The sequence below is a fragment of the Nonomuraea soli genome, assembly GCF_013761175.1.
In the GTDB taxonomy this organism is placed as follows: Bacteria; Actinomycetota; Actinomycetes; order Streptosporangiales; family Streptosporangiaceae; genus Nonomuraea; species Nonomuraea soli.
The window spans coordinates 73,927-97,550 of sequence record NZ_JACDUR010000014.1; the positions used below are offsets into that span (position 1 = coordinate 73,927).

Genomic DNA, 23,624 nt, shown 5'->3' on the forward strand with positions numbered 1-23,624 from the left:
GTCGGCCGGTGCCAGGTTTCTACGTGTTGCCCGCGTCGTTCGCGCAGGAACGGCTGTGGTTTCTGTCCCGGCTCGATCCCGGGTCCGCCGCCTTCCACATCAACGCGGTGGTCGAGCTGCCGGAGGGCACCGACCGCGACGGTCTCGAGCGGGCCCTGCTCGAGCTCATGCGGCGGCACGAGACCCTGCGCACCGCGCTGGCCGTCGAGGACGGCGAGCTCGCTCAGATCGTGCGGGTCGAGCTTCCGGTCAGCCTGCCCGAGGACGATCTGAGCGGGCTGGAGCCAGGCCCGGCCGCCGCGGCGTTCGACGAGCTGGCCGTCGCCGACGGGCGCCGGCCGTTCGAGCTCGACCGGGCGCCGCTGTGGCGGGCCAGGCTGGTCCGTATGCCGTCGGGGCCACCGCGGATGATCTTCGTGGTGCATCACGCGGTGTTCGACGCGGTGTCGGCGACGACGTTCGGCGGCGAGCTGCGCGAGCTGCTGGCGGCGCGGATGGAGGGCCGGCAGGCGCGGCTGCCGGAGCCGGGCATCCAGTACGCCGACTTCGCGGCCTGGCAGCGCGACTTCCTGGCCGGTGGCGGAGCGGAGGCGCACCTCGACCACTGGCGGACGCGGCTGGCGGGACTTCCCCAGGACCTGGGGCTGCCCACCGACCGGCCGCGGCCCGCCACCCGTGGTCACGCCGGCGCCCAGCACGCGCTGCACCTGCCCGCCGAGGTGGCCGACCGGCTGGAGGAGGCCGCCAGGTCCGGCGGGGCGACGCTGTTCATGGTGCTGCTGGCCGGGCTGAAGGCGGTGTTGTCCCGCTGGGCAGGACAGGGCGACGTGGTGGTCGGCACCCCGGTCGCCGGGCGTGACCTGCCGGAGTTCGAGCCGGTCATCGGCATGTTCGTCAACCAGCTCGTGCTGCGGACCGACGTGACCGGCGACCCGTCCTTCGCCGAGCTGGTGGAGCGGGTGAAGGCGACCGTGCTGGAGGCGCTCGACCACGCGGACGCGCCCTTCGACCGGGTCGTGGAGGCGGTACGGCCGGAGCGAGACCCCAGCCGCACCCCCCTCTACCAGGTGTCCTTCAACCTGCTGCCGATGGCCGAGCGGGGGCAGTTCCCGATCGGGACCGCCCAGACCGACCTGTCGTTCGACGTCATCAGGCAGGCCGACGGGATCGGGATCTGGATCGAGTACGCCACCGAGCTGTTCGACGCCTCCACCGTCGCCCGGCTCGGGCGCAGCCTGGAGATGCTGCTGACCTCGGTGGCCGCAGATACGGGCCGGCGGATCTCCGAGGTGCGGATCGTGCCGGACGACGAGCTGGAGCAGCTGGTCAGCGGATGGAACGCGACCGCGCGGCCGTACCCGGCCAGGCCCCTGCACACGCTCGTCGCCGAGCGGGCGGCGGCCACGCCGCACGCGGTCGCGATCCGTGCGGCGGACGGGGCGGAGGTCACCTACGCCACGCTCGACACCCGGTCGGCGGCGATGGCGGCCCGGCTCGCCGGGCACGGGGTGGGGCCGGGAACGTGCGTCGCGGTCAGCCTGCCCCGCTCGCCCGAGCTGATCGTGGCGTTGCTCGGCGTGCTCCGGGCGGGCGCCCACTACCTGCCGCTCGATCCCGGTCATCCGGCGGAGCGCGTCGCGTACCTGCTCGCCGACTCGAAGGCGGCCCTGCTGGTCACCGACCGGCCGGTGGAAGGCACGACGACCCCGGTGCTGCCGGTCGGCGGCCCGGACGAGCCGTCGCCCGGCGGGCCGGTGGCCGGGCCGGAGGTCTCTCCTGACCAGGTCGCCTACCTGATCTACACCTCGGGCTCCACCGGCCGCCCCAAGGGGGTGCGGGTGCCGCATCGCGGGGTGGTCAACCTGGTCACCGACGTGATCGAGCGACTGGGCGGGACGAGCACGCTGCTGATGACGTCGTTGTCCTTCGACATCGCCGCCCTGGAGATCTTCACCCCGCTGCTGTCGGGCGGCACCCTCGTGCTGGCCCCCGACGGCGCGGGCCGTGACCCCGAGCAGATCCGGCTGGCCGCGCGCGGGGCCGAACTCGTGCAGCTCACGCCGTCGGTGGCGGCGGTGGCCGGCGGCCAGGTGGCCGGGCCGCGCGACCTCATCGTCGGCGGCGAGGCGCTGCCGTCCGACCTGGCGGCCACGCTGGGCCGCTCGCTGGAGGGCGGCCGGCTGTGGAACTTCTACGGACCGACCGAGACGACAATCTGGTCCACCTGCCACCTGGTGAAGCCGGGCAGCCCGGTGACGATCGGGCGGCCGGTGGCCAACACGCGGGTGTACGTCGCCGACGACCGGCTGTGTCCGCAGCCGGTCGGCGTGCCCGGCGAGCTGCTGATCGGCGGCGACGGCGTCGTCCACGGCTACCACGGCAGGGCCGGGCTGACGGCCGAGCGGTTCGTACCGGATCCGTTCGGGCCGCCGGGCGCACGCCTGTACCGCACGGGAGATCTGGCCCGCTGGCGGGAGGGCGGGGTGCTGGAGTTCCTCGGCCGCCTCGACGACCAGGTGAAGATCCGCGGCGTACGGATCGAGCCCGGCGAGGTCGCCGCCGTCCTCAACGAGCATCCGCTGGTACGGCGGGCGGTCGTGACGGTGCGTGACGATGCGCCGGGCGGTCGCGGGCTGGTGGCCTACGTGATCGCCGCACCCGAGACAGGCGGCCCCGATCTGGCCGCGGTGCTGCGTGCGCACCTGAAGGAGCGGTTGCCGGAAACGATGGTGCCCGCCGCGTTCGTCCAGGTGGACGGCTTTCCCTCGCTGCCGAGCGGCAAGCTCGACCGGGCCGCGCTGCCACCGCCGGGCCAGGAGCCGCGCAGCACCGAGCCGGTGCCCCCGCGCACCCCCGTGGAGGAGTCGATCGCCGGGATCTGGGCCGGGCTGCTCGGCCGCGACCAGGTCGGGGTGACCGACGACTTCTTCGGACTCGGCGGCCACTCGCTGCTGGTCACCAAGCTGGCCGCCAGGGTCGAGGAGCAGTTCGGGGTGCGGGTGCCGCTGCGGCGGTGGTTCGACGCGACCACGGTCGAGGAGCAGGCGTTGGCCGTCCTGGAGGCGAGCCTCGCCGGGTTGGACCTCGATGAGCTGCTGGAGGAGGCACAGTGAGCGACGGCGACGCCTTGCGCGAGCGCCTGGCCAGGCTCAGCCCGCAACAGCGGGCAGCCCTGGAGGCGCGCCTGCTGGCGGGCGGAGGGCCCGAGCCGATTCCCGCGCGGCCGGTGGGGGAGCCCGAGCCGATTCCCGCGCGGCCGGAGGGGGAGTCCGCGCCCCTGACACCCGCCCAGCGCCGGTTGTGGGTGATCGACCGGCTCGATCCCGGCAATCCCGCCTACACCCTGTCGTGGTCCTACCGCCTCACCGGTCCCGTCGACCCCGACCGGCTCGCCGCGGCCTTCGACGCGCTGGTCGACAGGCATCCGATCCTGTCCAGGGTGATCGATGTGATCGGCGGCGAGCCGTACCTGGTGCCCGGATCGCCGCCGCGGCTGGAGCTGGCCCGGACGGACGGCCAGGACGAGGGCACGGCGTGGCTGGAGGCCGCCGCGCGGCACCGGTTCGACCTCCTGGCGGCGCCCGCCGTCCGCGCGGGCCTGGCGGCCTCGGGACCGGATGAGCACCTGCTGAGCCTGGCCATCCACCACGTGATCGCCGACCGCTGGTCCGTGGCCATCCTCATGCGCGACTGGCTGGCCCTCTACCAGGGGCAGGACGTCGGGCCCCGGCCGGTGCCGTTCACCGACTACGCCGCCTGGCAGCATGCCCAGCCGGCCGCGGCGGGGCTGGAGTACTGGAAGGACACGCTCGACGGCCTGCCCGAGGCGCTCGACCTGCCCGCCGACCGGCAGCGGCCCGCGTTGCTGGGCAGCAGCGGCAGGCGCCTGCTGTTCGACCTGGACCAGGAGCTGACCGGCGCGCTGCGTGCGATGGCCGCCGGGCAGCGCGCCACCCTGTTCATGGTCGTGCTGGCGGGATTCCAGGCGCTGCTGTCGCGCTACACCGGCCAGCGCGACATCGCCGTCGGCACGCCGATGGCCGCCAGGCCGCACCCGTCGCTCGACGGCACCGCCGGACTGTTCCTCAACACGGTGGTGCTGCGCGGCGACCTGGGCGGCGATCCCGCGTTCTCCGAGCTCCTCACGCGCACGCGCGGGCGGGTGATCGAGGCCTTCGAGCATGCGGCCGTGCCGTTCGAGACGCTCGTGGACGAGCTGACCACGGGCCGCGACCTGTCACGCAACCCGCTGTTCCAGGTGCTCATCGCCTTCCAGAACACGCCCCCGCTGCCCTCCGGGCTGCCGGGCGTGCGGATGGAGCGGCTGGACGTGCGGCAGGGCACCGCCATGTTCGACCTGGACCTGATCGTGGAGGAGCGGGCCGACGGATCGTTGTTGTGCGTGCTCGACTACAGCGACGAGCTGTTCGACGACGCCCGCATGCGCCGGCTGGGCGATCACCTGCGCACCCTGCTGTCAGCGGCCGCCGCCGATCCCGGGACACGCCTGTCGCAGCTGCCGATCATGGACGAGGCCGAGACGCGCCGGGGGCTGGCCGCCGCCAGGGGGCGCGAGCTCGACGTGCCGGAGGTGGGCGTGCCCGCGCTGGTGGCGGCCCAGGCGGAGCGCACTCCGCACGCGCCTGCCGTACGCGACACGGGCCTGGCGGAGCTGACCTACGCCGAGCTGGCCGCCGGCGCACGGCGGCTGGCCGTACGGCTGCGCGAGCTGGGCATCGGCGCGGAGAAACGGGTGGGAGTGTGCCTGCCGCGCACGCCCGAGCTGGTCGTGGCGCTGCTCGGCGTGCTGGAGTCAGGGGCCTGCTACGTGCCGCTGGATCCCGGCTACCCGGCGGAGCGGCTGGCGACGCTGCTGGACGACAGCGGGGCCGAGCTGGTGGTGACCACCCCCGAGCTGGCCGCCAGGCTGCCCGAGGGCATGGCGACCACGCCGGTGGCCGAGCCGGGCGACCGGGATCCGGAGCCGGGCGAGCTGCCCCCGTGCCATCCCGCGCAGGCGGCCTACCTGATCTACACCTCCGGCTCGACCGGACGCCCGAAAGGCGTGACGGTGCCGCACCGGGGGCTGGTCAGCCTGCTGGAGGACCTGCGCGAGCGGCCCGGTCTGGGCGAGGGCGACGCGTGGCTGTTCCTGACGTCGGTCTCCTTCGACATCGCCATGGCCGAGGTGTTCGCTCCGCTGGTGTCCGGCGGCACGGTCCTGGTGGCCGACACCGGCGAGATCGGCAGGGCGCAGCGGCTCATCGAGGCGGGCGTGCCGCACACGGTGCAGGCGACCCCGTCGGTGTTGTCGACGCTGGTGCCGTCGCTGGCGGCCGGGCGGGTGGCGAGGATCATCAGCACCGGTGAGGCGCTGCCGTCCGCGCTGGCGGCCAAGCTGGTGGGGCTGACCGGCGAGTTGTGGGACCTGTACGGCCCCACGGAGACGACCATCTGGTCCTCGGGCCACCAGGTCGTACGGCCCGGCGGCTCGTCGATCGGCACCCCGGTCGCCAACACCGCGGCTCACGTCGTCGACGCGAACCTGCGCCTGCAGCCGATCGGTGTGCCGGGCGAGCTGGTGCTGGGCGGCGCGGGGGTGACACGCGGCTACCACGGCAGGGCCGGGCTGACGGCCGACCGGTTCGTGCCCGACCCGTTCGGTCCTCCGGGCGGGCGGCTGTATCGCACGGGCGACCTGGTACGCCGCCACGCCGGCGGGCATCTGGAGTACCTGGGGAGGCTGGACGACCAGGTGAAGATCCGCGGCGTGCGGATCGAGCCGGGCGAGATCTCCGCCGCGCTCGCCACCCACCCCGGTGTCCGGCAGGCCGTGGTCGCGGTGCGCGACGACGCGCCCGGCGGCCGGGGCCTGGTCGCCTACGTACGCGGAACCGCGCAGGCCGGTGAGCTGCGCGCCCACGTGCGGGCACGGCTGCCCGAGGCGATGGTGCCGGTGGCGTTCGTGCGGGTGGAGGTCTTCCCGACGCTGCCGAGCGGGAAGCTGGACAGGAGCGCCCTGCCCGCGCCGGAGGCCGTCGTGCAGGAGCGCGTGCACGTGGCACCGCGCACGCCACTGGAGGCCGAGCTGGCCGGGATGTGGCGGGAGTTGCTGGCACGGGAGCGCATCGGGGTCACCGACGATTTCTTCTCGCTGGGCGGTCATTCGCTGCTGGCGCTCAGCCTGGTGACCCGGCTGCGCGAGCGGTTCGGGGCGGAGGTGCCGCTGCGGCGGGTGTTCGAGTCGCCGACGATCGCCGGGCTCGCGCCGGTGGTGGCCGCCGCCGGAGCCGCGGGCGGGCCGGCGACGCTGCCGCCCGCCGGTCCTGGGCCGGTGGCGCCCACGCACGCCCAGGCGCGCCTGTGGTTCCTCGACCAGCTCGACCCGGGCAACCCCGCCTACAACGTGGCATGGGCCGAACGGCTGACCGGCCGTCTCGACGTGGACGTGCTGGTGGCGGCCTTCGCCGACGTGGTCGACCGGCACGACGCCCTGCGACTGGTCATCGTCGCCCGCGACGGCGAGCCGGAGCTGGCGGAGTGCCGCCACCGGCCGGTGCTGCGGGTGCACGACGCGGCGAGCCTGCCGCCCGACGTGGGACGGCAGGAGGCACGCCACCGCTTCGACCTGGCCGAAGGGCCGCTCGTGCGGGCGTTGCTGGTGCGTCATGACGACCACACGCACGACCTCTACCTGACACTGCACCACGTCGCGGCCGACCGGTGGACCCTGTCGATCCTGCTGCGCGATCTGATGACCCGCTACCGGGCACGGCTGGGAGCCTCCGGCGACCTGCCGGCGCTCGCCGCCGGATTCCGCGACTTCGCCGCCTGGCATCGCGAGCGGGCCGCCTCGCGCGAGGCCGACCTGGCCTACTGGCGGCAGGCCCTGGAAGGGCTGCCCGGCACCCTCGACCTGCCCTCCGATCGGCAGCGGCAGGGCCTGCCCACGCACGAGGGGCGGCGGCTGACCTTCCGTATCGACGCGGCCACCACCACGGCGACGCGCTCCTTCGCAGCGGAACGGCGGGCCACGCCGTTCATGGTGCTCGCGGCGGCGTTGCAGGCCGTACTGGCCCGTTACACCGGCCGCGACGACATCCCGATCGGCACTCCCGTCTCCGGCCGCACCCACACCGCCGCCGAGAACCTGGCGGGCCTGTTCCTCAACACGCTGGTGCTGCGCGGCGACCTGTCCGGGCGGCCGGGCTTCGGCGAACTGGTGCTGCGCACCCGCGAGCGGGTGCTCGACGCGCACGAGCACGCCGAGCTGCCGTTCGAGCTGCTGGTGCAGGAGCTCGCGCAGGAGCGTGACCTGGGCCGCAACCCGCTGTTCCAGGTGATGCTCGCCGTGCAGAACGTGCCGCCCGCCCCGCCGGGCGACGCGGCGCTGCGGCTGAGCACCCTCGATGTCGATCCCGGCGTCACCCAGGCCGACCTGCACCTGGTGGTGGAGGAGGCGGGCGAGGAGCTGGTGGGCGTGCTGCACTACGCCACCGACCTCTTCGACCACGACCGGATGGAGCGGTTCGCCGGCCACTTCCGGCGGCTGCTGGCCGCGGCGCTGGCCGAGCCGGACCTCCCGATCGCCGAGCTGCCGTTCGTGACCGAGCCGGAGCTGCGCCTGATCGCCGCCGCCAACGACACCGGCGAACCGGAGCCGCCGGCCACCCTCGCCGCCCTGCTCGCCGGCCAGGCGGCCCGCACCCCTCAGGCCCTGGCCCTGTCCGCGCCTCACGGTGGCGGGCTCTCCTACGAGGAGTTCGCCCGCCGGGTGGGCGGACTGGCTGCCCTCCTGACCGAGGCGGGTGTGCGGCCGGGCGACGTGGTGGGGGTGTGCCTGGAGCGCGGGCCTGACCTGGTGGTCGCGGTGCACGCCGTGGTCGCGGCCGGGGCCGCGTACCTGCCGCTGGAGCCCGACCACCCGGCCGACCGGCTGGCGGGCATGATGGCCGACGCCGGCGCGCGGGTGGCGATCTCCGTCGCCGCCCATGCCGTACGGCTGCCGCCCGAAGCCGGGCGGGTGCTGCTCGACGAAAGGTGGCCGGATCGCCCGCTGCCCGAGCTGGAGATCCACCCCGACGCGCTCGCGTACGTGATCTTCACTTCCGGCTCCACCGGACGTCCCAAGGGAGTCGGCGTCTCGCACCGGGCCATCGTCAACCGGCTGCGCTGGATGCAGGACACCTTCCGGCTCGCCCCTGACGACCGGGTGCTGCACAAGACGCCGTTCTCGTTCGACGTCTCGGTGTGGGAGCTGTTCTGGCCGCTGCTGACCGGGGCGTCACTCACGGTGGCCCGGCCCGGAGGGCACGCCGATCCCGGATACCTGGCCGGGCTCATGGCCACAGAACGGATCACGGCCGCGCACTTCGTCCCGTCGATGCTCGCGCCCTTCCTCGACGAGGAGGAGCTGCCGGGCACGCTGCGGCGGGTGATCTGCTCAGGCGAGGCGCTCGGCCCCGAGCTGGCCGCCCGCCTTCACAAGCGGCTGCCGGGCGCCGAGCTGCACAACCTGTACGGCCCGACCGAGGCGGCCGTGGACGTGTCGTGGCACGCCTGCGTGCCGGGAGAGCGGTCGGTGCCGATCGGGGCGCCGATCACCGCCACCCGGCTGGAGGTGCTCGACGCCGCGATGCGCCGCGTGCCGGTGGGAGTGCCTGGCACGTTGTGGATCGGCGGCGTGCAGCTCGCACGCGGCTACGTGGGACGGCCCGGCCTCACCGCCGAGCGGTTCCTGCCCGACCCGTACGGACCGCCGGGCGCCCGGTTGTACGACACCGGCGACCTGGCCAGATGGCGGCCCGACGGCGAGATCGACTACCTGGGCCGCGCCGACGACCAGGTGAAGATCCGCGGCATGCGGGTGGAGCTCGGCGAGGTCGAGGCGGCCCTGCGCGGGCTGCCGGGCGTCGCGGCGGCCGCCGTGCGCGCCGTGTCCGACGGCGCGGGCCTGCGCCTGGCCGCCTACGTCGTCCCCGCGACGAGCCACGCAGACGCGGGAGGTTTCTCGCTGGAGGCGCTGCGTGAGGTGCTGCCCGCGCATCTGGTCCCCGCCACCTGCACGCTGCTCGACACCCTCCCCCTGACCCGCAGCGGCAAGCTCGACCGCGCCGCCCTCCCCGATCCCCGCACCACCCGGGCGCACGCCGTCGAGTACGAAGAGCCCGACGGCGCGGCCGAGCGGGCGGTGGCCGAGGCGTGGTGCGGTGTGCTGGGGCTGGAGCGCATGTCGGCGCACGACAACTTCTTCGCCGCCGGCGGCGATTCCATCCGCAGCCTCAAGGTGCTCTCCAGGCTGCGCGAGCGGGGCTACGCCGTACGGCTGGAGCACCTGTTCCTTCACCAGACGGTCAGGGAGCTCGCCGGAGCGCTCCTGCCCGCGACCCCGGCCGAGCAACCGCCACCGACCGTGGCGGCCTTCGGCCTGCTCAATCCGGCGGACCTGGCCCGTCTTCAGGAAGGCGACGCGAGATGACAGCTGCGACTACAGCCGCGGCGTGGGGCGGAACGGAGGACGCCTACCCCTTGGCGGCCCTCCAGGCCGGCATGATCTTTCACAGCGTGTCCGAACCGGGCGCCGCGACCTACCACGACCTGACCACGCTCACGCTCCGTGCCCGCTTCGAGCGCGAAGCCCTGGAGGCGGCGCTGGCCGAGGTGAGCGCCCGGCACCCGGTGCTGCGCACCGCGATCGACCTGACCAGCTTCAGCGAGGCGCTGCAGTTCGTCTACGGCAGGGTGACGCTGCCGCTGGAGGTCACCGACCTGCGAGGGTCCGGTGACCCGCGGGCGGAGATCGACGCCTGGAGCGAGCTGGAGAAACGGCGCCCGTTCGACTGGGCGGCGCCGCCGCTGGCCCGCTGCCACGTGCATCTGCTGCCCGGCGACGACAGCTTCGCCTTCAGCTTCAGCTTCCACCACGCGATCCTCGACGGGTGGAGCGTGGCGGCGCTGATGACGGAGATCTTCAGCCGCTACGAGGCACTCCTGGACGGCCGGTCGCTGCCCGCCCCGCCGCCCGCCGCCGCCTTCCGCGACCTGGTGGCCGCGGAGCGTGCCGCGGTCGCCTCGCCCGGTGCGCGCGCCTTCTGGCAGGGGCGGGTCGCCGAACTGCCGCAGACCCGGGTGCCACGGCTGCCGGGGCCGTTCGCGGACGAGCAGGGCGTGTCGGTGCTGCGCCGCCCGGTCCCGGCCGCCCTGCTGGACCGGCTGGAGGCGGTGGCCCGCGAGCTGCGGGTGCCGCTGCGCACCGTGCTGCTGGCCGCCCACCTGCGGGTGCTGGCCCTGGTCTCGGGCCAGAACGAGGTGGTGACCGGGCTGGTCACGCACAACCGGCCGGAGAGCGAGGGCGGCGAGGAGGTGCTCGGCCTCTTCCTCAACACCGTGCCGGTGCGGCTCGACGTCGCCGCCCCGACGTGGGGCGAGCTGGTGAAGCGGGTGTTCGACGAGGAGGTGGCGCTGCTGCCGCATCGGCAGTATCCGCTGTTCGAGATCCAGCGCCTGGCGGGCCGTACCCCGATGCTGGAGGTGCTCTTCGACTTCCGCGACTTCCACGTCTACCGCGGCCTTCCCGGCATCAGGATCGAGGGGCAGGAGTTCTTCGAGGAGACCGACCTGGCCTTCGCGGCCGGGTTCACCCGCTCGCGCGAGCACGGCGGCTTCGACCTGACGCTCACCTACGACCGGCAGACGTACGGCCGCGCCCAGATGGAGGCCGTCGCCGGCTATTACATGACGGCGCTGGAGCAGTGCGCCGATCCGGGCGCCGACCCGCGTCCCGCCTCGCCCTACCTCGGCGCCGACGCGGCTGCCATCGAGGCGTGGAACGAGACCGCCCGGCCGTACCGGCAGGGGCTGCTGCACGAGCTGATCGCCGAGCGAGCCGCCGAGCGGCCCGGCGCGCCCGCCGTCTGCTTCGCCGGCCGGTGGATCACCTATGGCGAGCTGGCCGAGCGGGCGCGTGACCTGGCCGGGCGGTTGCGCGCGGCCGGCGCGGGCCCTGACCACGTGGTCGGGGTACGGCTGGAGCGCGGGCCCGACCTGCTGCCCGCGCTGCTCGGAGTGCTGATGGCCGGTGCCGCCTACCTGCCGCTGGAGTCGAGCGTGCCGGAGGAACGCCAGGCCGACATGATCGCCCAGGCGGGCGCCAGGATCGTGATCGGCGACGGGCTCACCCTGGACAAGCTCGACGGCCCGGCTCCGGAGCCGGGAGGCGCGCACGAGGACACGCTCGCTTACGTGATCTTCACCTCCGGCTCCACCGGCCGCCCCAAGGGCGTCGGCGTCTCCCACCGGGCGATCGTCAACCGGCTGGAGTGGATGCAGGACACCTTCCGGCTCACCCCTGACGACCGGGTCCTGCACAAGACGCCGCTGTCGTTCGACGTGTCGGTGTGGGAGCTGTTCTGGCCGCTGCTGGCGGGAGCCGGGCTGGTCGTCGCCGAACCCGGCGCCCACCAGGACGGCGGCAGGCTGGCCGAGCTGATCACCGCCCACGACGTGGGCATCGTGCACTTCGTGCCGTCGATGCTGCAGCTGTTCCTCGACGAACCCGAGCTGCCCGCCGCGATGCGCCGGGTGGTGTGCTCCGGCGAGGCGCTCAGCCCCGAGCTGGCCGCCCGCTTCCACGAGCGGCTGCCGGGGGCCGAGCTGCACAACCTGTACGGCCCGACCGAGGCCGCGGTCGACGTGACCTGGCACGCGTGCGTTCCCGGCGAGCGGATCGTGCCCATCGGCGGGCCGGTCGCCAACACCCGGCTGGAGGTGCTGGACCCCTCCGGCCGCCGCGTGCCCGTCGGCACCCCCGGCGAGCTGCACCTGGGCGGCGTGCAGCTCGCGCGCGGCTACGTGGGGCGGCCGGGGCTGACCGCCGAGCGGTTCGTGCCCGACCCGTACGGCCCGCCCGGCACCCGGCTCTACCGCACCGGCGACATGGCCCGATGGCTGCCCGGCGGCGAGATCGAGTACCTGGGCCGCACCGACTTCCAGGTCAAGATCCGGGGCCAGCGCGTCGAGCTGGGCGAGATCGAGGCGCGGCTGGCCGAACGGCCCGACGTGCGCGCGGCCGTGGTGGCCCTGCGCGGTGAGCGGCTGGTCGGCTATCTGGTGCCCGCCTCGGCCGAGCAGCCACCGCCCGCCTTCGCCGTCGTCGCCACCGACCTGCGAAGACACCTTCCCGACCACATGGTGCCCTCGGCGTGGGTGTGGCTGGAGGAACTGCCCGTCACCGCCAACGGCAAGCTCGACAGGGCCGCGCTGCCCGAGCCCGACCGCCCCGAGCGTGAGCCGTACGTGCCGCCGCGCGACCCGTTCGAGGCCAGGCTGGCGACGTTGTTCGAGGAGACGCTCGGCGTGCAGGCGATCGGCGTGCACGACGACTTCTTCGCCCTGGGCGGCCACTCCCTGCTGGCGCTGCGGCTGACCATGCTGCTGCGCAAGGAGCTGGACCGCACAGTGCCGCTGGCGACCGTGCTCACCGCCCCCACGGTGGCGTCGCTGGCGACGGAGCTGCGCAGGCCCGCGGACAACGACGCCGACGCCGAACGGATCGTGCCGCTGCGCACCGCCGGGCCACGCTCGCCGATCTTCCTCTTCCACGCGCTCGGGGGACAGGTCTTCCGCTACCTGCCGCTCTCCCGCAGGCTCGGCGCCGACCAGCCGGTCTACACCGTCCAGGCGGCCGGTCTGGCGCCGGGGGAGGTCCCGCACGCCACGCTCGAGGAGATGGTCGACGACTACACCGCCCACATCCGCAAGGTCAGGCCGCACGGGCCGTACATCCTGGGCGGTTACTGCATCGGCGGCAACATCGCGCTGGAGACGGCGCGGCGGCTGCGTGCGCTCGGCGAGCAGGTGCCGCTGGTGGTGCTGTTCTACTCCGACGCAGAGGAGCCGGTCATCCGCGCCTCGCTGGAAGACGACTCCGTGCTCCTCATGCACGCCCTGGCCGGCGGCAACGTCCGCATGGACCTCGACGAACTGCACCGGATGCGCCCCGACGAGCGGCTGCTGGCCGTCATCGACGCCGCGGCCCGCGCCGACACCCTGCAGCCCGACGCCGCCGACCTCAACCAGGCCAGGCGGTTCCTGTCGGTCTTCCGCGCCAACGCGCACGCCGTCGGCTACTACCGGCACGAGCCCTACGACGGCGACGTGCTCCTGTTCTCGCCCACGTCGCAGGACGCCCCGCCCGACGACATGGGCTGGCGCGAGGTCGTCACCGGCTCCTTGCGTATCTCGCCCATCCACGGCGAACGCTTCACCGTCATGTACGAACCACGGGTCGCCCTGGCGGCCGACGAGCTGAGGAGCACCATCGATCATGGCGTCACCCCCCACTGACGCGCCCGCCTCCCTGTGGCGCAACCCGGACTTCCTCAAGCTCTGGGCGGGCCAGAGCCTGTCACTGGTCGGCTCGCAGTTCACGCTGCTGGCCATGCCGCTGATCGCGTTCATCATGCTGGACGCGTCGGTCGCCGAGATGGGCGTGCTGGGAGCGCTCGGCCGGCTGCCGATGGTGCTGTTCTTCGTCGTCGGCGTCTGGGTGGACCGCATGCGGCGCCGCCCGATGCTGATCTGGACCGACCTGGTGCGCGCGGCCGTCCTGACCAGCGTCCCCGTGCTGTTCTTCATGGACATGCTGACGCTGTGGTGGCTCTACGGCGTCGTGCTGATCATGGGAGTGGCGGGCGTGCTGTTCGAGATCGCCTACCGCTCCTACCTGCCGGCGCTGGTCGAGCCCGAGCTGCTCGGCGACGGCAACAGCAAGCTGCAGCTCAGCGAGTCGATCTCGCGCTTCGCCGGGCCGAGCCTGGCGGGCCTGCTGATCGCGGCCAGGAACGCCGCCCCGGTGATCCTGCTCGTCGACGCCGCCAGCTACCTGGTCTCGGCGCTGACGCTGGGCGCGATCCGCAAGCGGGAGGACCCGCCCGAGCAGGAGGCGGGCGGCAGCATGATCCCGGCGATCAAGGCCGGGTTCGCGTGGGTGATGACGCAGCCGATGATCCGGCCGATCGCCATCGCCACCGCCGTCTACTCCTTCTTCGACATCGGCGTGCTGCAGACCCTCTACATCCCGTTCGTCGTGGCAGAGGTCGGGGTGCCCGCCGCCTGGACCGGCGGCGTGCTGGCCGTGGGTGGCGTGGGCGCCATCATCGGCGCGTGGTTGTCGGTGCGGCTGATGAAGAAGTACGGCCCGGGGCCGGTCATGGTCTGGTCGACGATCATCGGCAACAGCGCGCTCATCCTGGTGCCGCTGGCCGGTGGCCCGCTGTGGGCGGCCATCGGTGTGCTGGGCTTCTCCCAGCTGCTGGTCGGCATCTGCACGCAGGTCTTCGTCGTCAACAACATCACCGTGCTGCAGTCGGCCACCCCCCGGGAGATGGGCGGCCGCGTCATCGCCACGATCTGGGCGCTCGGGCTGGTGCCCGCGCCGCTGGGCGCGCTGCTGGCGGGCCTGATTGGCGAGACGTTCGGCATGCGTCCTGTGGTGCTCGGCGCGGCGCTCATCGGCGCCATCGTGCCGATGCTCGTGTTGTGGTTCTCTCCCGTGCCGAAGATGAAAGAGGTGCCGACTGCTCCCGTCCCCGGCTGAGCCGTCATGCGTTCAGCTCGGCCAGCCAGGCCAGCTGCTCCATGCGGTCGTCCAGGGTGGGTGCGTTGAGCCCGACGATGAGCCGCGAGGCGCCCGCCTTGCGGTAGGCGCCGAGGCGCTCGCGCACCCGTTCCGGCGTGCCGCACAACGTCAGCGCGTCGACCAGGTCGTCGGCCAGCTCGTCGGTGGCCGCCATCAGGTCACCCTCGAAGTAGGCGTCCTGCACGGCTTCGGCCTCCTGGCCGAAGCCGAGCCGGTGCGCCAGGCGGTTGTAGAAGTTGACGCCGCGGGTGCCCATCGCGCCCAGGTACAACGCGAGCATGGGCCTGACCATGTCGCGCGCGTAGTCGGCGTCGTCGTCGACCATGGCCATGACCATGGGGGAGATCTCGACGGCGCCGGCCGGGCGGCCCGCTCTGGCGGCTCCGGCGGTCAGGCGCTCGCCGAGCTCGGCGACGTGCTCCGGCGGGAAGTGGATCGGCAGCCAGCCGTCGGCGATCTCGCCGGCCAGCTCGACCGCCCTGGGTCCCATGGCGGCCAGGTGCAGCGGCAGGGGGCGCTGCAGGGGAGCCACCGACATGCTGAGCGCCTTGCCGCGGCTGTCAGGCAGCGGCAGGGTGAGCTCGGGACCGTCGTGCGCGACCGGGCGGCCGTCGACGGCGGTGCGCACGACCGCCACGTAGTCGCGCAGGTGGGCCAGCGGCCGCTCGTAGCGGTGGCCGTGCCAGCCCTCGGCGACCTGCGGTCCCGAGGCGCCCAGGCCGAGCAGGAATCGGCCGCGCGACAGCCGGTCGATCGTGACAGCGGTCATCGCGGTGGCGACGGCGGTGCGGGCGGTCACCTGCAGCACGCCGGTGCCCAGGCCGATCCGCTCGGTGCCCGCCGCCAGCCAGGCGAGCGTGGCGGCCGGGTCGACGCCGTACCCCTCGGACGCCCATACCGAGTCGTATCCGAGCCTTTCTGCCTCGCGGACCAGGGTGAGCTGATCGTCGTGGGAGGCCGCGATCGGGCCGAGGGTGCCGATGCTGAATCCGAGCCGCACGAAAGCCTCCAAAGAGTCGGTCCCACTGATCACTTTAGGGACGACATGTCGGCATTCAAGGGGAATTCGACAGTGATCATCTGGTGGGCCGCGATCGCGGATCGCCGCCCGGATCGGAGCACCCATGCCCACGCTCGCTGACCCCCTGGCCGGCCCCATCAGCCTGACCTGGGACAAGCTCGCCGGAGACCGGTTCTACTCGACCCGGCCGTGGCTCGCCTACTGCTCGGAGACCGCGCTCGCCCCGGCGGCCGCCGTCGTGGTGGATCTGCCCGGCGGCGGCATGGCGGGGCTGCCTGTATCGCTGGCCGGTCCCAACCTCCAGCCGTTCTGCGACTGGCACACCCTCCTGGGACAACGCGGGCTGCCCCTCCCGCCGCGCTTCGGCCTGATGGCCGGGCCCGTCCTCGGCCACCAGGCGCACCTGCTGAGCACACCGGGCGTCGGCAGGAAGGAGGCCGCGGCAGCCGTACGGAACACGCTGGCCGGGACCGGGATGCCCGCGATCGGCATGTTCTTCGTCACCCCCGACGCGGCGGCACTGCGGGAGGCGGGCGCGCCCGTCACACCGGTGCTGCTCGACGCCGACGCCTGGCTGGCCGTACCCGAAGGCGGCTGGGACGAATGGCTGGCCGGGCTCAGCCGGGGCCGCCGCCACGTCGTGCGTCAGGAGTCGAGCCGCTTCGCCGAGGCCGGATACCGGCTGCGCGAGGTGGCGCTGAGCGAGTGCGCCGAGGCCACCGCCGTCCAGCTGGAGGAGACCGAGGCGAAGTACGGCCGCAGCGGCCTGCTCTACCTCGAGACGCTGCGGTCGCAGGCCCGCCATCTCGGAGACAAGGCCAGGGTGCTGCTGTGCCTGCCGCCCGAGGGGCCCGCGGTCGGCCACGTGCTGTTCTACGTGTACGGCGACACGCTCTACATCCGCTCGGCAGGCTTCACCTACGCGCGGCTGCGCGGAGTGGCCGAGTACTTCAACGTCGTGATCTACCAGATGTTGCGCCGCGCAGCCGCGATCGGGGCGCGCTGGGTGCACCTGGGCACCGGATCCAGCGAGGCCAAGGCGTTGCGCGGTGCGCGGCTGCGGCCGCTGTGGCTGGTGGACCTGTCGCCGGTCAGCGTGCTGGCGGGACTGGACGAACAGGTGGTGGCCGCCAACGCGGCCACGCTCGCACGGTTGTCGCCGACGGCGTTCGTGAGCGGCCGATGGGAACTGGACGGCGAAGCGCGAGCCTGGGCGGGGGTGGCGGGGAGCTGAGTGCCGTGTGCGCCCAGGTCCCTCGGGGCGAGGACCCTCGGCGGCCGGCCCCGTGGTCACCGCCCAGGGAGCCCCGACGAGATCGGCGGAGCTCACGACGTCACGAAGAAACGTCCTCTACCTGGGCGGTGACCACAACGAACGACTAGATACCCGGCGCCATGGCAAGACCGCCTGTCGCCCGTGCGGGTAGCTAGACGGCCGTTGCCGCGGACTTGGCGCGGCGGACCGGAGCGGGCGCGGTCTTGGCGCGGCCGGCCGGCGCTGCCGCGGCCTTGACCTGGCGAGCCGGCACGGGGGCGCGCAGAATGGCGCCCCGATGGTCGTACTCCTCCGCGTCCTGCTCGTCGAACCAGCGCCCCCCGTCGCCGAGGTAGCGGAAGGCGAAGGCCTCGCCCCTCGGGACGGACACGGTCACGGAGTACGTGCCGTCTCCCTTGCTGACCATCGGATGGGCGTAGGGGTCCCACGCGTTGAAGTCTCCGACGACCGACACCGGGCCGGTCTCTGCGGGAAGGGCGAAGTGCACCTGCACCCGGCCGTCCCGGCTGGCTTTGCCGTACGTGAACATCTGGCCTCCTGGAAGGCGGCCCGCTGCGGGCCGCTTCGAGTTGAATGGCAAGTCAGGCCGTACCCGTCGAGTTTTGCCAGAAAGGCTGCGTTTGGCAGTTTTTAGGGTTATCTGACCAAGGCCTGATCAGGCATGGGACGCTCGGCGAGGCCGAAGCTGTCGCGGCTGATGACCACCACACCCGACTCAGTCACGCTGAAGCGCCGCTCGTCCTCCTCGGCATCGAAGCCGACGACCGTTCCCGCGGGAACGACCACGTCCTGGTCGACGATGGCCCGGCGCAGCTGCGCGCCCGCGCCGATTCGCACGCCGTCGAGCAGCACGCTGTCCTCCACCCGCGCCCCGGATTCCAGCAACACGCGCGGACCGGCCACGGAGCGGCTCATCGACGCTCTGCTGCCCAGTTGCAGGCCGGGGGAGAGGATCGAGTCGGTCACCGCGGCCGAATGTGTGCGCTGCCCGCCGAGCAGCATCGCCAGGGCCGGGTCATGCCGATGGCCCAGAGGCCACCGGTCGTTGTGCAAGCTGAAGGCGGGCTCCGGGCCGAGCAGATCGAGGTGGGCGTCGTAGTAGGCCTGAAGGGTGCCGACATCACGCCAGTAGCCGCGCTGACGCTCGTCCACTCCCGGGACGAGGTTGTCGGCGAATTCGTGCACGTCGGCGTGACCGTCACCGGCGATCATCGGAATGATGTTGGCCCCGATGTCGTGGGCGCTGAACGGATCGAGCGCGTCGCTGCGCAGCGCCTCGATCAACGCCTCCGTCCTGAAGACGTAGTTGCCCATCGAGGCGTGGATCTGGTCGGGCGCGTCGGGCAGGCCCCGGCACGTCTGCGGCTTCTCCACGAAGCGGTCGACGCGGCGGCTGCCGGGGACGCACTCGATGACGCCGAAATGGCGCGCGAGGCCGACCGGCTGACGGATCGCCGCCACGGTGACGTCCGCACCCGACTCCCGATGCTGGGCGACCATCTGCCGCGGATCCATCCGGTAGACGTGGTCGGCGCCGAACACCATCACGTGCTCGGGCATCCGCGACGTCTGAGCCTGGAGCAGATGCAGGTTCTGCGCCAGGGCCTGGGCGGTCCCGGAACAGTGCGTCCGCCCGCCGGCGGGCACAGGTCTGATGTAACCCGACGCCGGACGCCAGGCGCACGCCATGTAGTCGTCCAGGCTGCGGCTCTGATATTGGGTCAGCACCAGAATCTGCGAATAGCCCGCGTTGGTGAGATTGGCGAGCACGAAGTCGATCAGCCGGGGTGTTCCACCGAACCTCAGATGTGGCTTGGCATGATCCTGAGTCAGGGGGAGCAGCCGCTTGCCTTCTCCGCCTGCGAGCACGACGGAGACGATTCCGCACGAAGTCATGCTGAGGGCTGTGCCCGCCACCTCGGGATATAACGCGGCGATCTATCAAGGGTTGACCACGCGTTGGCGGGCAGAAGCCAGGTTCCGTACCCGGAGCGGGGATTGGGGCCGTCTTCAACCCCCACGGCCTTATGCCGCGGGTATGCCGGCGGACGGCGTCAGGCCGGCGCCGACAGGCGGCCGGCGGCCCGCGGGCGGGGTACGGCTCCCGCCGGGCGGACCTCCTGAGCCTGACGCAGCGGCCTGAGCGTGCCCCTGGAGACCACCCGGGTGTGCTCCTCGCGCTCGCGGGCCAGCCGGGGAGCCCACACCGGCTCGGCACCCTTACGGTCCTCGGGCTCCTGGCCGTAGAAGATGTCGATGTCGACCTCCTCACCGCCCATGACCAGCGTGTCCCACGCGCCGCTGACGGCCAGGCTGCGCAGGGTCTCGGCCGAGAGCCTGCCGAGGTGCGCGCGGAGCCGGACGTCGTCGGGCAGGCCGGAGACCCGCTGCGCCAGGCGGCCGCGGATGCGGCGCAGCCGGTCCATGAGCACGTCGATGGCGGCGGCTCCGGTCGTCCGGTCGTCCTCGGCGAGACCGGTGGCGATCTTGTCCTTGATGGCCTGGGTGACGCCCTGCTCGTCGGTGGTGACCATCGCCTGCCAGGCGCGGCTCTTGTGCCGGTACTGCAGCATGGCCATGGCCGCCTCGTGCCGGATGAAGTCGGCGTCGCGGAAGGACTGGCCGCGCCAGGCCTGGCGGAGCGAGCGGGCCAGCGAGATGGCCGAGGCCAGTCCGCTGTTGAGCCCCCGGCCCGGCCAGAAGTGGATGGCGTTGGCGGCGTCGCCGAGCAGGAAGCCGAACGTGCCTGGGGTGGAGGCGGTCGGAGCGTGCAGGCGCGCGGTGAACCGGGGCCGCTGCACCATGTCGAGCCGGAAGGCGGTGACCGCGCTCAGATCGTCCTCCGCGACGCCGAACATGGCCAGCCCCTCCCTCACCCGCCGCCACAGGGCGGAGCCCTTGAGCAGGGCGGGCAGGAAGAGCGTGCCGTGTGTGGAACAGTGGAAGTCGCCGTGCCCGTCGCGGCCCATCATGCAGGGGCTGGCGGCGACGCACTCCTCGAACACGTGACGCACCGGGTCGATCCCGATGACCTCCTTGGCCTCCTCGTCGGTCAGGCGCATGTTGAGGAAGCCCTCGCCGTCGAGGGCGTTGAGCAGGAACCGGTTCTGGGCCACGGTCAGCAGGACGCTCATCGCGTCGGGCAGGCGCGACTTCACCCGCAGGCCCAGCACGACATCCTGCAGGTGCCGGCCGTCGAGGGAGTAGATCGAGCTGTCGGCGGTGCCGAACTTGGCGGCGAAGTGTTCGCGGGTGCGCGACCGGCCGCCGTCGCAGATGGCCAGCACGTGGTCCTGCCTGGCGATCTCGCCGTGCTCGTCGGGGCTGAAGCGGGCGGGCACCAGCCGGATCCGGCCGGCCTTGTCGTTGGCCAGGTCCAGCAGGGTGTCCTCGATGAAGGAGATGCGCAGGTTGCGCGGGGCGTGGCCGCGGATGGAGTCGGGGCCCGGCGGCCACATCTCGGAGTACGACCCGGCGGCGAACAGGCGCTCCTGCACCGCCTCAGGAAGGTTGAGGTACTGACGGCTCTGCACGGTGACGACCTGCTGGCGCCGTACGTTGCCGTGCTCGGCGCCCTTCCACACGATCCGCGACCCCCGCTCGATCCAGCGGCCGTCGTAGACCGTGACGGCGACGCGCGGGCCCATCAGGTGCTCCAGGAGCAGCGCGAAGCTGAGCCCGACAGGCCCGCCGCCCGCCACGGTCACGCGCAGCGGCTCGTCCGCGGCGTGCTGCCGGGCGGAGGGCGGCAGCAGGGAGGTCGCCGCGATCGTCACCGCGTCGTCGGAGGCCACGAAGCGGAAGCGCTCGTTGCCGATGGTGATCGTGTCGCCGGGCTGGAGCACGTGCGTCGTCACGCGGCGGCCGTTGACCAGCGTGCCGTTGCGGCTGCCCAGATCGCGCAGCACGTGGCGCTCGCCCTCCCGCCGCACCTCCGCATGGGAGCGCGAGGCTCGCCCGCAGGTGATCACCACGGTGGCGTCCTGCCTGCGGCCGAAGACCGTCGGCGCGTCGCCGAGGGGGAACCGCCTGCCGGCCAGCGGGCCGTCGTGTCCAACGATGACTGAGGGCATGATCGGTTCCTTCTCGGCGTGGATCGATGTCCGTGCGGCCATCATGACCATCGAAGCGTCGCGCTACCGCTGAAAATTACTCACATGAGCACGATCGGTGGCGAGGCCGGCATGATCTCGTCACGCTCCCGGGTCAGGCGATCAGCGGGCCGACCGTGTGGTCGGCCTGGCCGGGCGTCCACGGCTCGCCCAGCAGCGCGTAGTTCATCCGCGGGAAGAACCCGTAGCGGGTGCCGAGCTCGCCGCTCAGCAACGTCATACGCTCGACTGTCCGGGCGTTGACCAGCGCCCCGGCGTCCAGGTAGCGGAACGGTGTGCCCGCGCCGAGCCGGATCACCTCGGTCCTGGCCTCGTCGTCGTCGGAGACCACGTAGACGTCGCTGCGCCTGTCGCCGAAGTCGGGGGCGTCGAACACCTCCCACCAGACGTTCTTGAACGCTCCCACGACCCGGGTCCTGGGCAGTCGTACCGCGATCTGCTCGGCGCCGCTGGTGGTCCACGGGGTGACGAAGCCGGAGTAGTCGTCGTTGAACGGGTTGGTGATGTCGATGAGGATCTTGCCTGCGAGCCGCTCGCGCATGTCCTCGAGCTGGTCGAGGAGGCCGTCGCGGATGAAGATGGCCGGCAGCACCACCGGCGCCTCCAGGGCGCCGCGGTAGCCTCCGCCGGTCAGCAGCGGATGGTCGAGCTTCTCGGCGATGCCGGCCGCGCGCGCCGGGTGGCGGGAGCCGAGGACGACCTCGTGACCCGCCTCGCTGTACATGATCGCGAGCCGGACGCCCATGCGCCCTGTGCCCAGGATCCCGATCTTCATGAAGGGTCCTTTCAGAGTGGTGAGTGGGTGTCGTGTGTCAGGTCCAGTCGTAGCTGCGCATGGCTCTCCTTCCATCGAGGCGGGCGCGTCGCCGCCCGGCCAGCTTGCCTCCCCACGGTCGATCGAGTCCAACGAACGTTCTCGCTCACTGCTATCGGGAATCCCGATAGGCTGGGCGCATGGATACGCGGCTGCTGCGGACGTTCCTCTCCCTGCACACCACGGGCAGCTTCACCGCGACCGCGCAGGAACTGGCCTACGCGCAGTCGACGGTGACGGCCCACATCCAGGCGCTGGAGCAACGGCTCGGCGTGCGCCTGTTCGACCGGCTGCCCAGCCGTACGCTGCTCACCGCCCACGGCCGGCACCTGCTGCCGATCGCCCGCCAGATGCTGGAGCTGGTGGAACGCGCCGAGCGCATCGGCGACCCGGCCGCCGGCGGTCACCAGGTCCGCATCATCGCCCCTGGCACCATCTGCGGCCATCGGCTGCCCCAGGCGGCGTCGATCCTGCGCGGGCAGGAGCCGCCGGTGCAGATCTCCGTGGCCGCCGCCGGCACCGCGCGGGCGCTGGAGGCCCTGGGCGAGGGCTCCGCCGACGTGGCGCTGGTCTTCGACTGCGAATGGTCGCCGGGCGCCCGGGTGGAGGGCGAGCGGGTCGGGGCCGAGCCGCTGACCGTCATCTGCGCGCCGTCCCATCCGCTGGCAGGGCGGCGGGTGGGCTGGCAGCGGCTGGCCGAGCACGAGTTCATGCTGCTGGAGGAGGGGTGCAGCTACAGCGACGTGGTCGCCGGACGGCTGGCCATGGCGGCCAGGGGGCGGGCGCGGGTGAGCCGGTTCGGCAACATCGACGCGGTGCGCGCCTGCGTCGCGGCCGGGCTCGGGCTCAGCGTGGTGCCCCGCGTCACGGTGGCGGACGCGGTGCGCGACGGGCGGCTGGCCACGATCGAGGCGCCGGGCCTGCCCTCGCCCAGGGTGCTGCTCGTGGCACGCGAGAGCGAGGACGTGGAGCCGGTGACGGACAGGGTGTCGGAGGTGCTGCGGGAGATCTTCCGGGCGGCGGGTGACGCCCGGGCACCCGTCACCTAGAGCGCGGGCCGCTCCTCCTCCGGCGCCGCGACGTGGAGCAGTACCTCCGCGAGCCGCTCGGGGTGGCTGAGCATGACGTCGTGGGGGCCGTCGAGCGGGATCGTCCGGTAGCCGACCTCCCGGCCGAACCGGTCGAAGGGGTAGGTCTCGGGGCGGCAGTGGATGGCGGTTCCGGGGATCTTGTCGACGGCCCCGCTCAACCGGGTGGCGTCGGTGAAGGTGCGCAGCGGTTGCGGGAGCAGGCGTACGGCCAGCCAGGCGGCGTCGTCGGCGCCCACCCCGAACAGCTCGGGAGGCGGGGCGGGGATGAACCGCCCGTCGCCCAGCGTCTCGGCGGCGGCGCGCACGGCCGCGGCGAAGGAGCCGGGCGCCAGGCTGAGCATGCTCTGCCCGTCCCCGCCCGCCCAGCCGTCGACCAGGACGATATGATCCACAGCGTCGGGCCGCAGGTCGGCCGCCTGCCGTACGACCAGGCCCGCGTAGCTGTGCCCCACCAGGATCACCCGGTCGTCGTCCGTCACGGCGTCGAGAGCGGAGACGACCGTCTGCACGTCGTCGTGGAGTCCGCGGTCGTCGGGGCTGGTCAGGTCAGGGGCGATCACTCGGGAACCGGCGGCTCGGAGGAACGGCGCGAGGCGGTCCCACGCCCAGGAACCGTGCCATGCGCCGTGAATCAGGATGAAGGTCGTCATGGCGGGATCCTACTTCCTGAAA

12 protein-coding genes are annotated in these 23,624 nt (G+C 72.9%); 6 read left to right on the top strand and 6 right to left on the bottom strand.

The window, feature by feature from the left end:
* Nucleotides 1–8: 8 nt before the first annotated feature.
* The 4 genes from HNR30_RS45865 to HNR30_RS45880 are packed head-to-tail and all read left to right on the top strand — an operon-like array spanning nt 9 to nt 14,596.
* Entirely contained in the window at nt 9–3,113 is a 3,105-nt protein-coding gene (locus tag HNR30_RS45865; RefSeq protein ID WP_181616540.1) for a non-ribosomal peptide synthetase, read from the top strand.
* The gene (locus HNR30_RS45870) at nt 3,110–9,478 is read left to right on the top strand and encodes a non-ribosomal peptide synthetase (protein ID WP_181616541.1); all 6,369 of its coding nucleotides are present in this window, start codon (nt 3,110–3,112) and stop codon (nt 9,476–9,478) included. Before HNR30_RS45865 ends, HNR30_RS45870 begins: the two co-directional genes overlap by 4 nt.
* Nucleotides 9,475–13,344 (top strand): non-ribosomal peptide synthetase, encoded by a 3,870-nt coding sequence (locus HNR30_RS45875; protein ID WP_181616542.1) that lies wholly within the window; start codon nt 9,475–9,477, stop codon nt 13,342–13,344. Before HNR30_RS45870 ends, HNR30_RS45875 begins: the two co-directional genes overlap by 4 nt.
* A complete protein-coding gene (locus HNR30_RS45880) occupies nt 13,325–14,596 on the top strand; it encodes an MFS transporter (RefSeq protein WP_181616543.1) in 1,272 nt (423 codons plus the stop codon). Before HNR30_RS45875 ends, HNR30_RS45880 begins: the two co-directional genes overlap by 20 nt.
* Nucleotides 14,597–14,600: 4 nt before the next feature.
* Here the strand turns inward: HNR30_RS45880 and HNR30_RS45885 are convergent, their stop codons facing one another.
* The gene (locus HNR30_RS45885) at nt 14,601–15,638 is read right to left on the bottom strand and encodes an LLM class flavin-dependent oxidoreductase (RefSeq protein WP_181616544.1); all 1,038 of its coding nucleotides are present in this window, start codon (nt 15,636–15,638) and stop codon (nt 14,601–14,603) included.
* 124 nt (nt 15,639–15,762) lie between these two features.
* Here HNR30_RS45885 and HNR30_RS45890 point away from each other — a divergent pair, with 124 nt between their 5' ends.
* Nucleotides 15,763–16,893, top strand: coding sequence for a GNAT family N-acetyltransferase (locus tag HNR30_RS45890; protein ID WP_181616545.1), 1,131 nt, complete (start codon nt 15,763–15,765; stop codon nt 16,891–16,893).
* 193 nt (nt 16,894–17,086) lie between these two features.
* Here the strand turns inward: HNR30_RS45890 and HNR30_RS45895 are convergent, their stop codons facing one another.
* The 4 genes from HNR30_RS45895 to HNR30_RS45910 form a co-directional block, all read right to left on the bottom strand.
* Complete coding sequence (locus tag HNR30_RS45895; RefSeq protein ID WP_181616546.1) at nt 17,087–17,464, bottom strand: isoamylase early set domain-containing protein; 378 nt, start codon at nt 17,462–17,464, stop codon at nt 17,087–17,089.
* A 107-nt stretch (nt 17,465–17,571) separates the two neighbouring features.
* Nucleotides 17,572–18,831, bottom strand: a complete 1,260-nt coding sequence (locus HNR30_RS45900) for a glucose-1-phosphate adenylyltransferase (protein WP_181616576.1) — start codon at nt 18,829–18,831, stop codon at nt 17,572–17,574.
* Nucleotides 18,832–18,989: 158 nt separating this feature from the next.
* Complete coding sequence (locus HNR30_RS45905) at nt 18,990–21,008, bottom strand: FHA domain-containing protein (RefSeq protein WP_181616547.1); 2,019 nt, start codon at nt 21,006–21,008, stop codon at nt 18,990–18,992.
* 133 nt (nt 21,009–21,141) lie between these two features.
* Nucleotides 21,142–21,822: an NADPH-dependent F420 reductase gene (locus HNR30_RS45910; protein WP_181616548.1), complete on the bottom strand. Its 681-nt coding sequence runs from the start codon at nt 21,820–21,822 to the stop codon at nt 21,142–21,144.
* 179 nt (nt 21,823–22,001) lie between these two features.
* On the opposite strand from HNR30_RS45910, the gene HNR30_RS45915 reads away from it, so the two are divergent.
* The gene (locus HNR30_RS45915; RefSeq protein WP_181616549.1) at nt 22,002–22,910 is read left to right on the top strand and encodes a LysR family transcriptional regulator; all 909 of its coding nucleotides are present in this window, start codon (nt 22,002–22,004) and stop codon (nt 22,908–22,910) included.
* Here the strand turns inward: HNR30_RS45915 and HNR30_RS45920 are convergent.
* Nucleotides 22,907–23,602 carry an alpha/beta hydrolase gene (locus HNR30_RS45920; protein WP_181616550.1) on the bottom strand — a complete coding sequence of 232 codons (696 nt, stop codon included), beginning with the start codon at nt 23,600–23,602 and terminating at the stop codon, nt 22,907–22,909. The genes HNR30_RS45915 and HNR30_RS45920 overlap by 4 nt on opposite strands.
* Between the last annotated feature and the right edge of the window lie 22 nt (nt 23,603–23,624).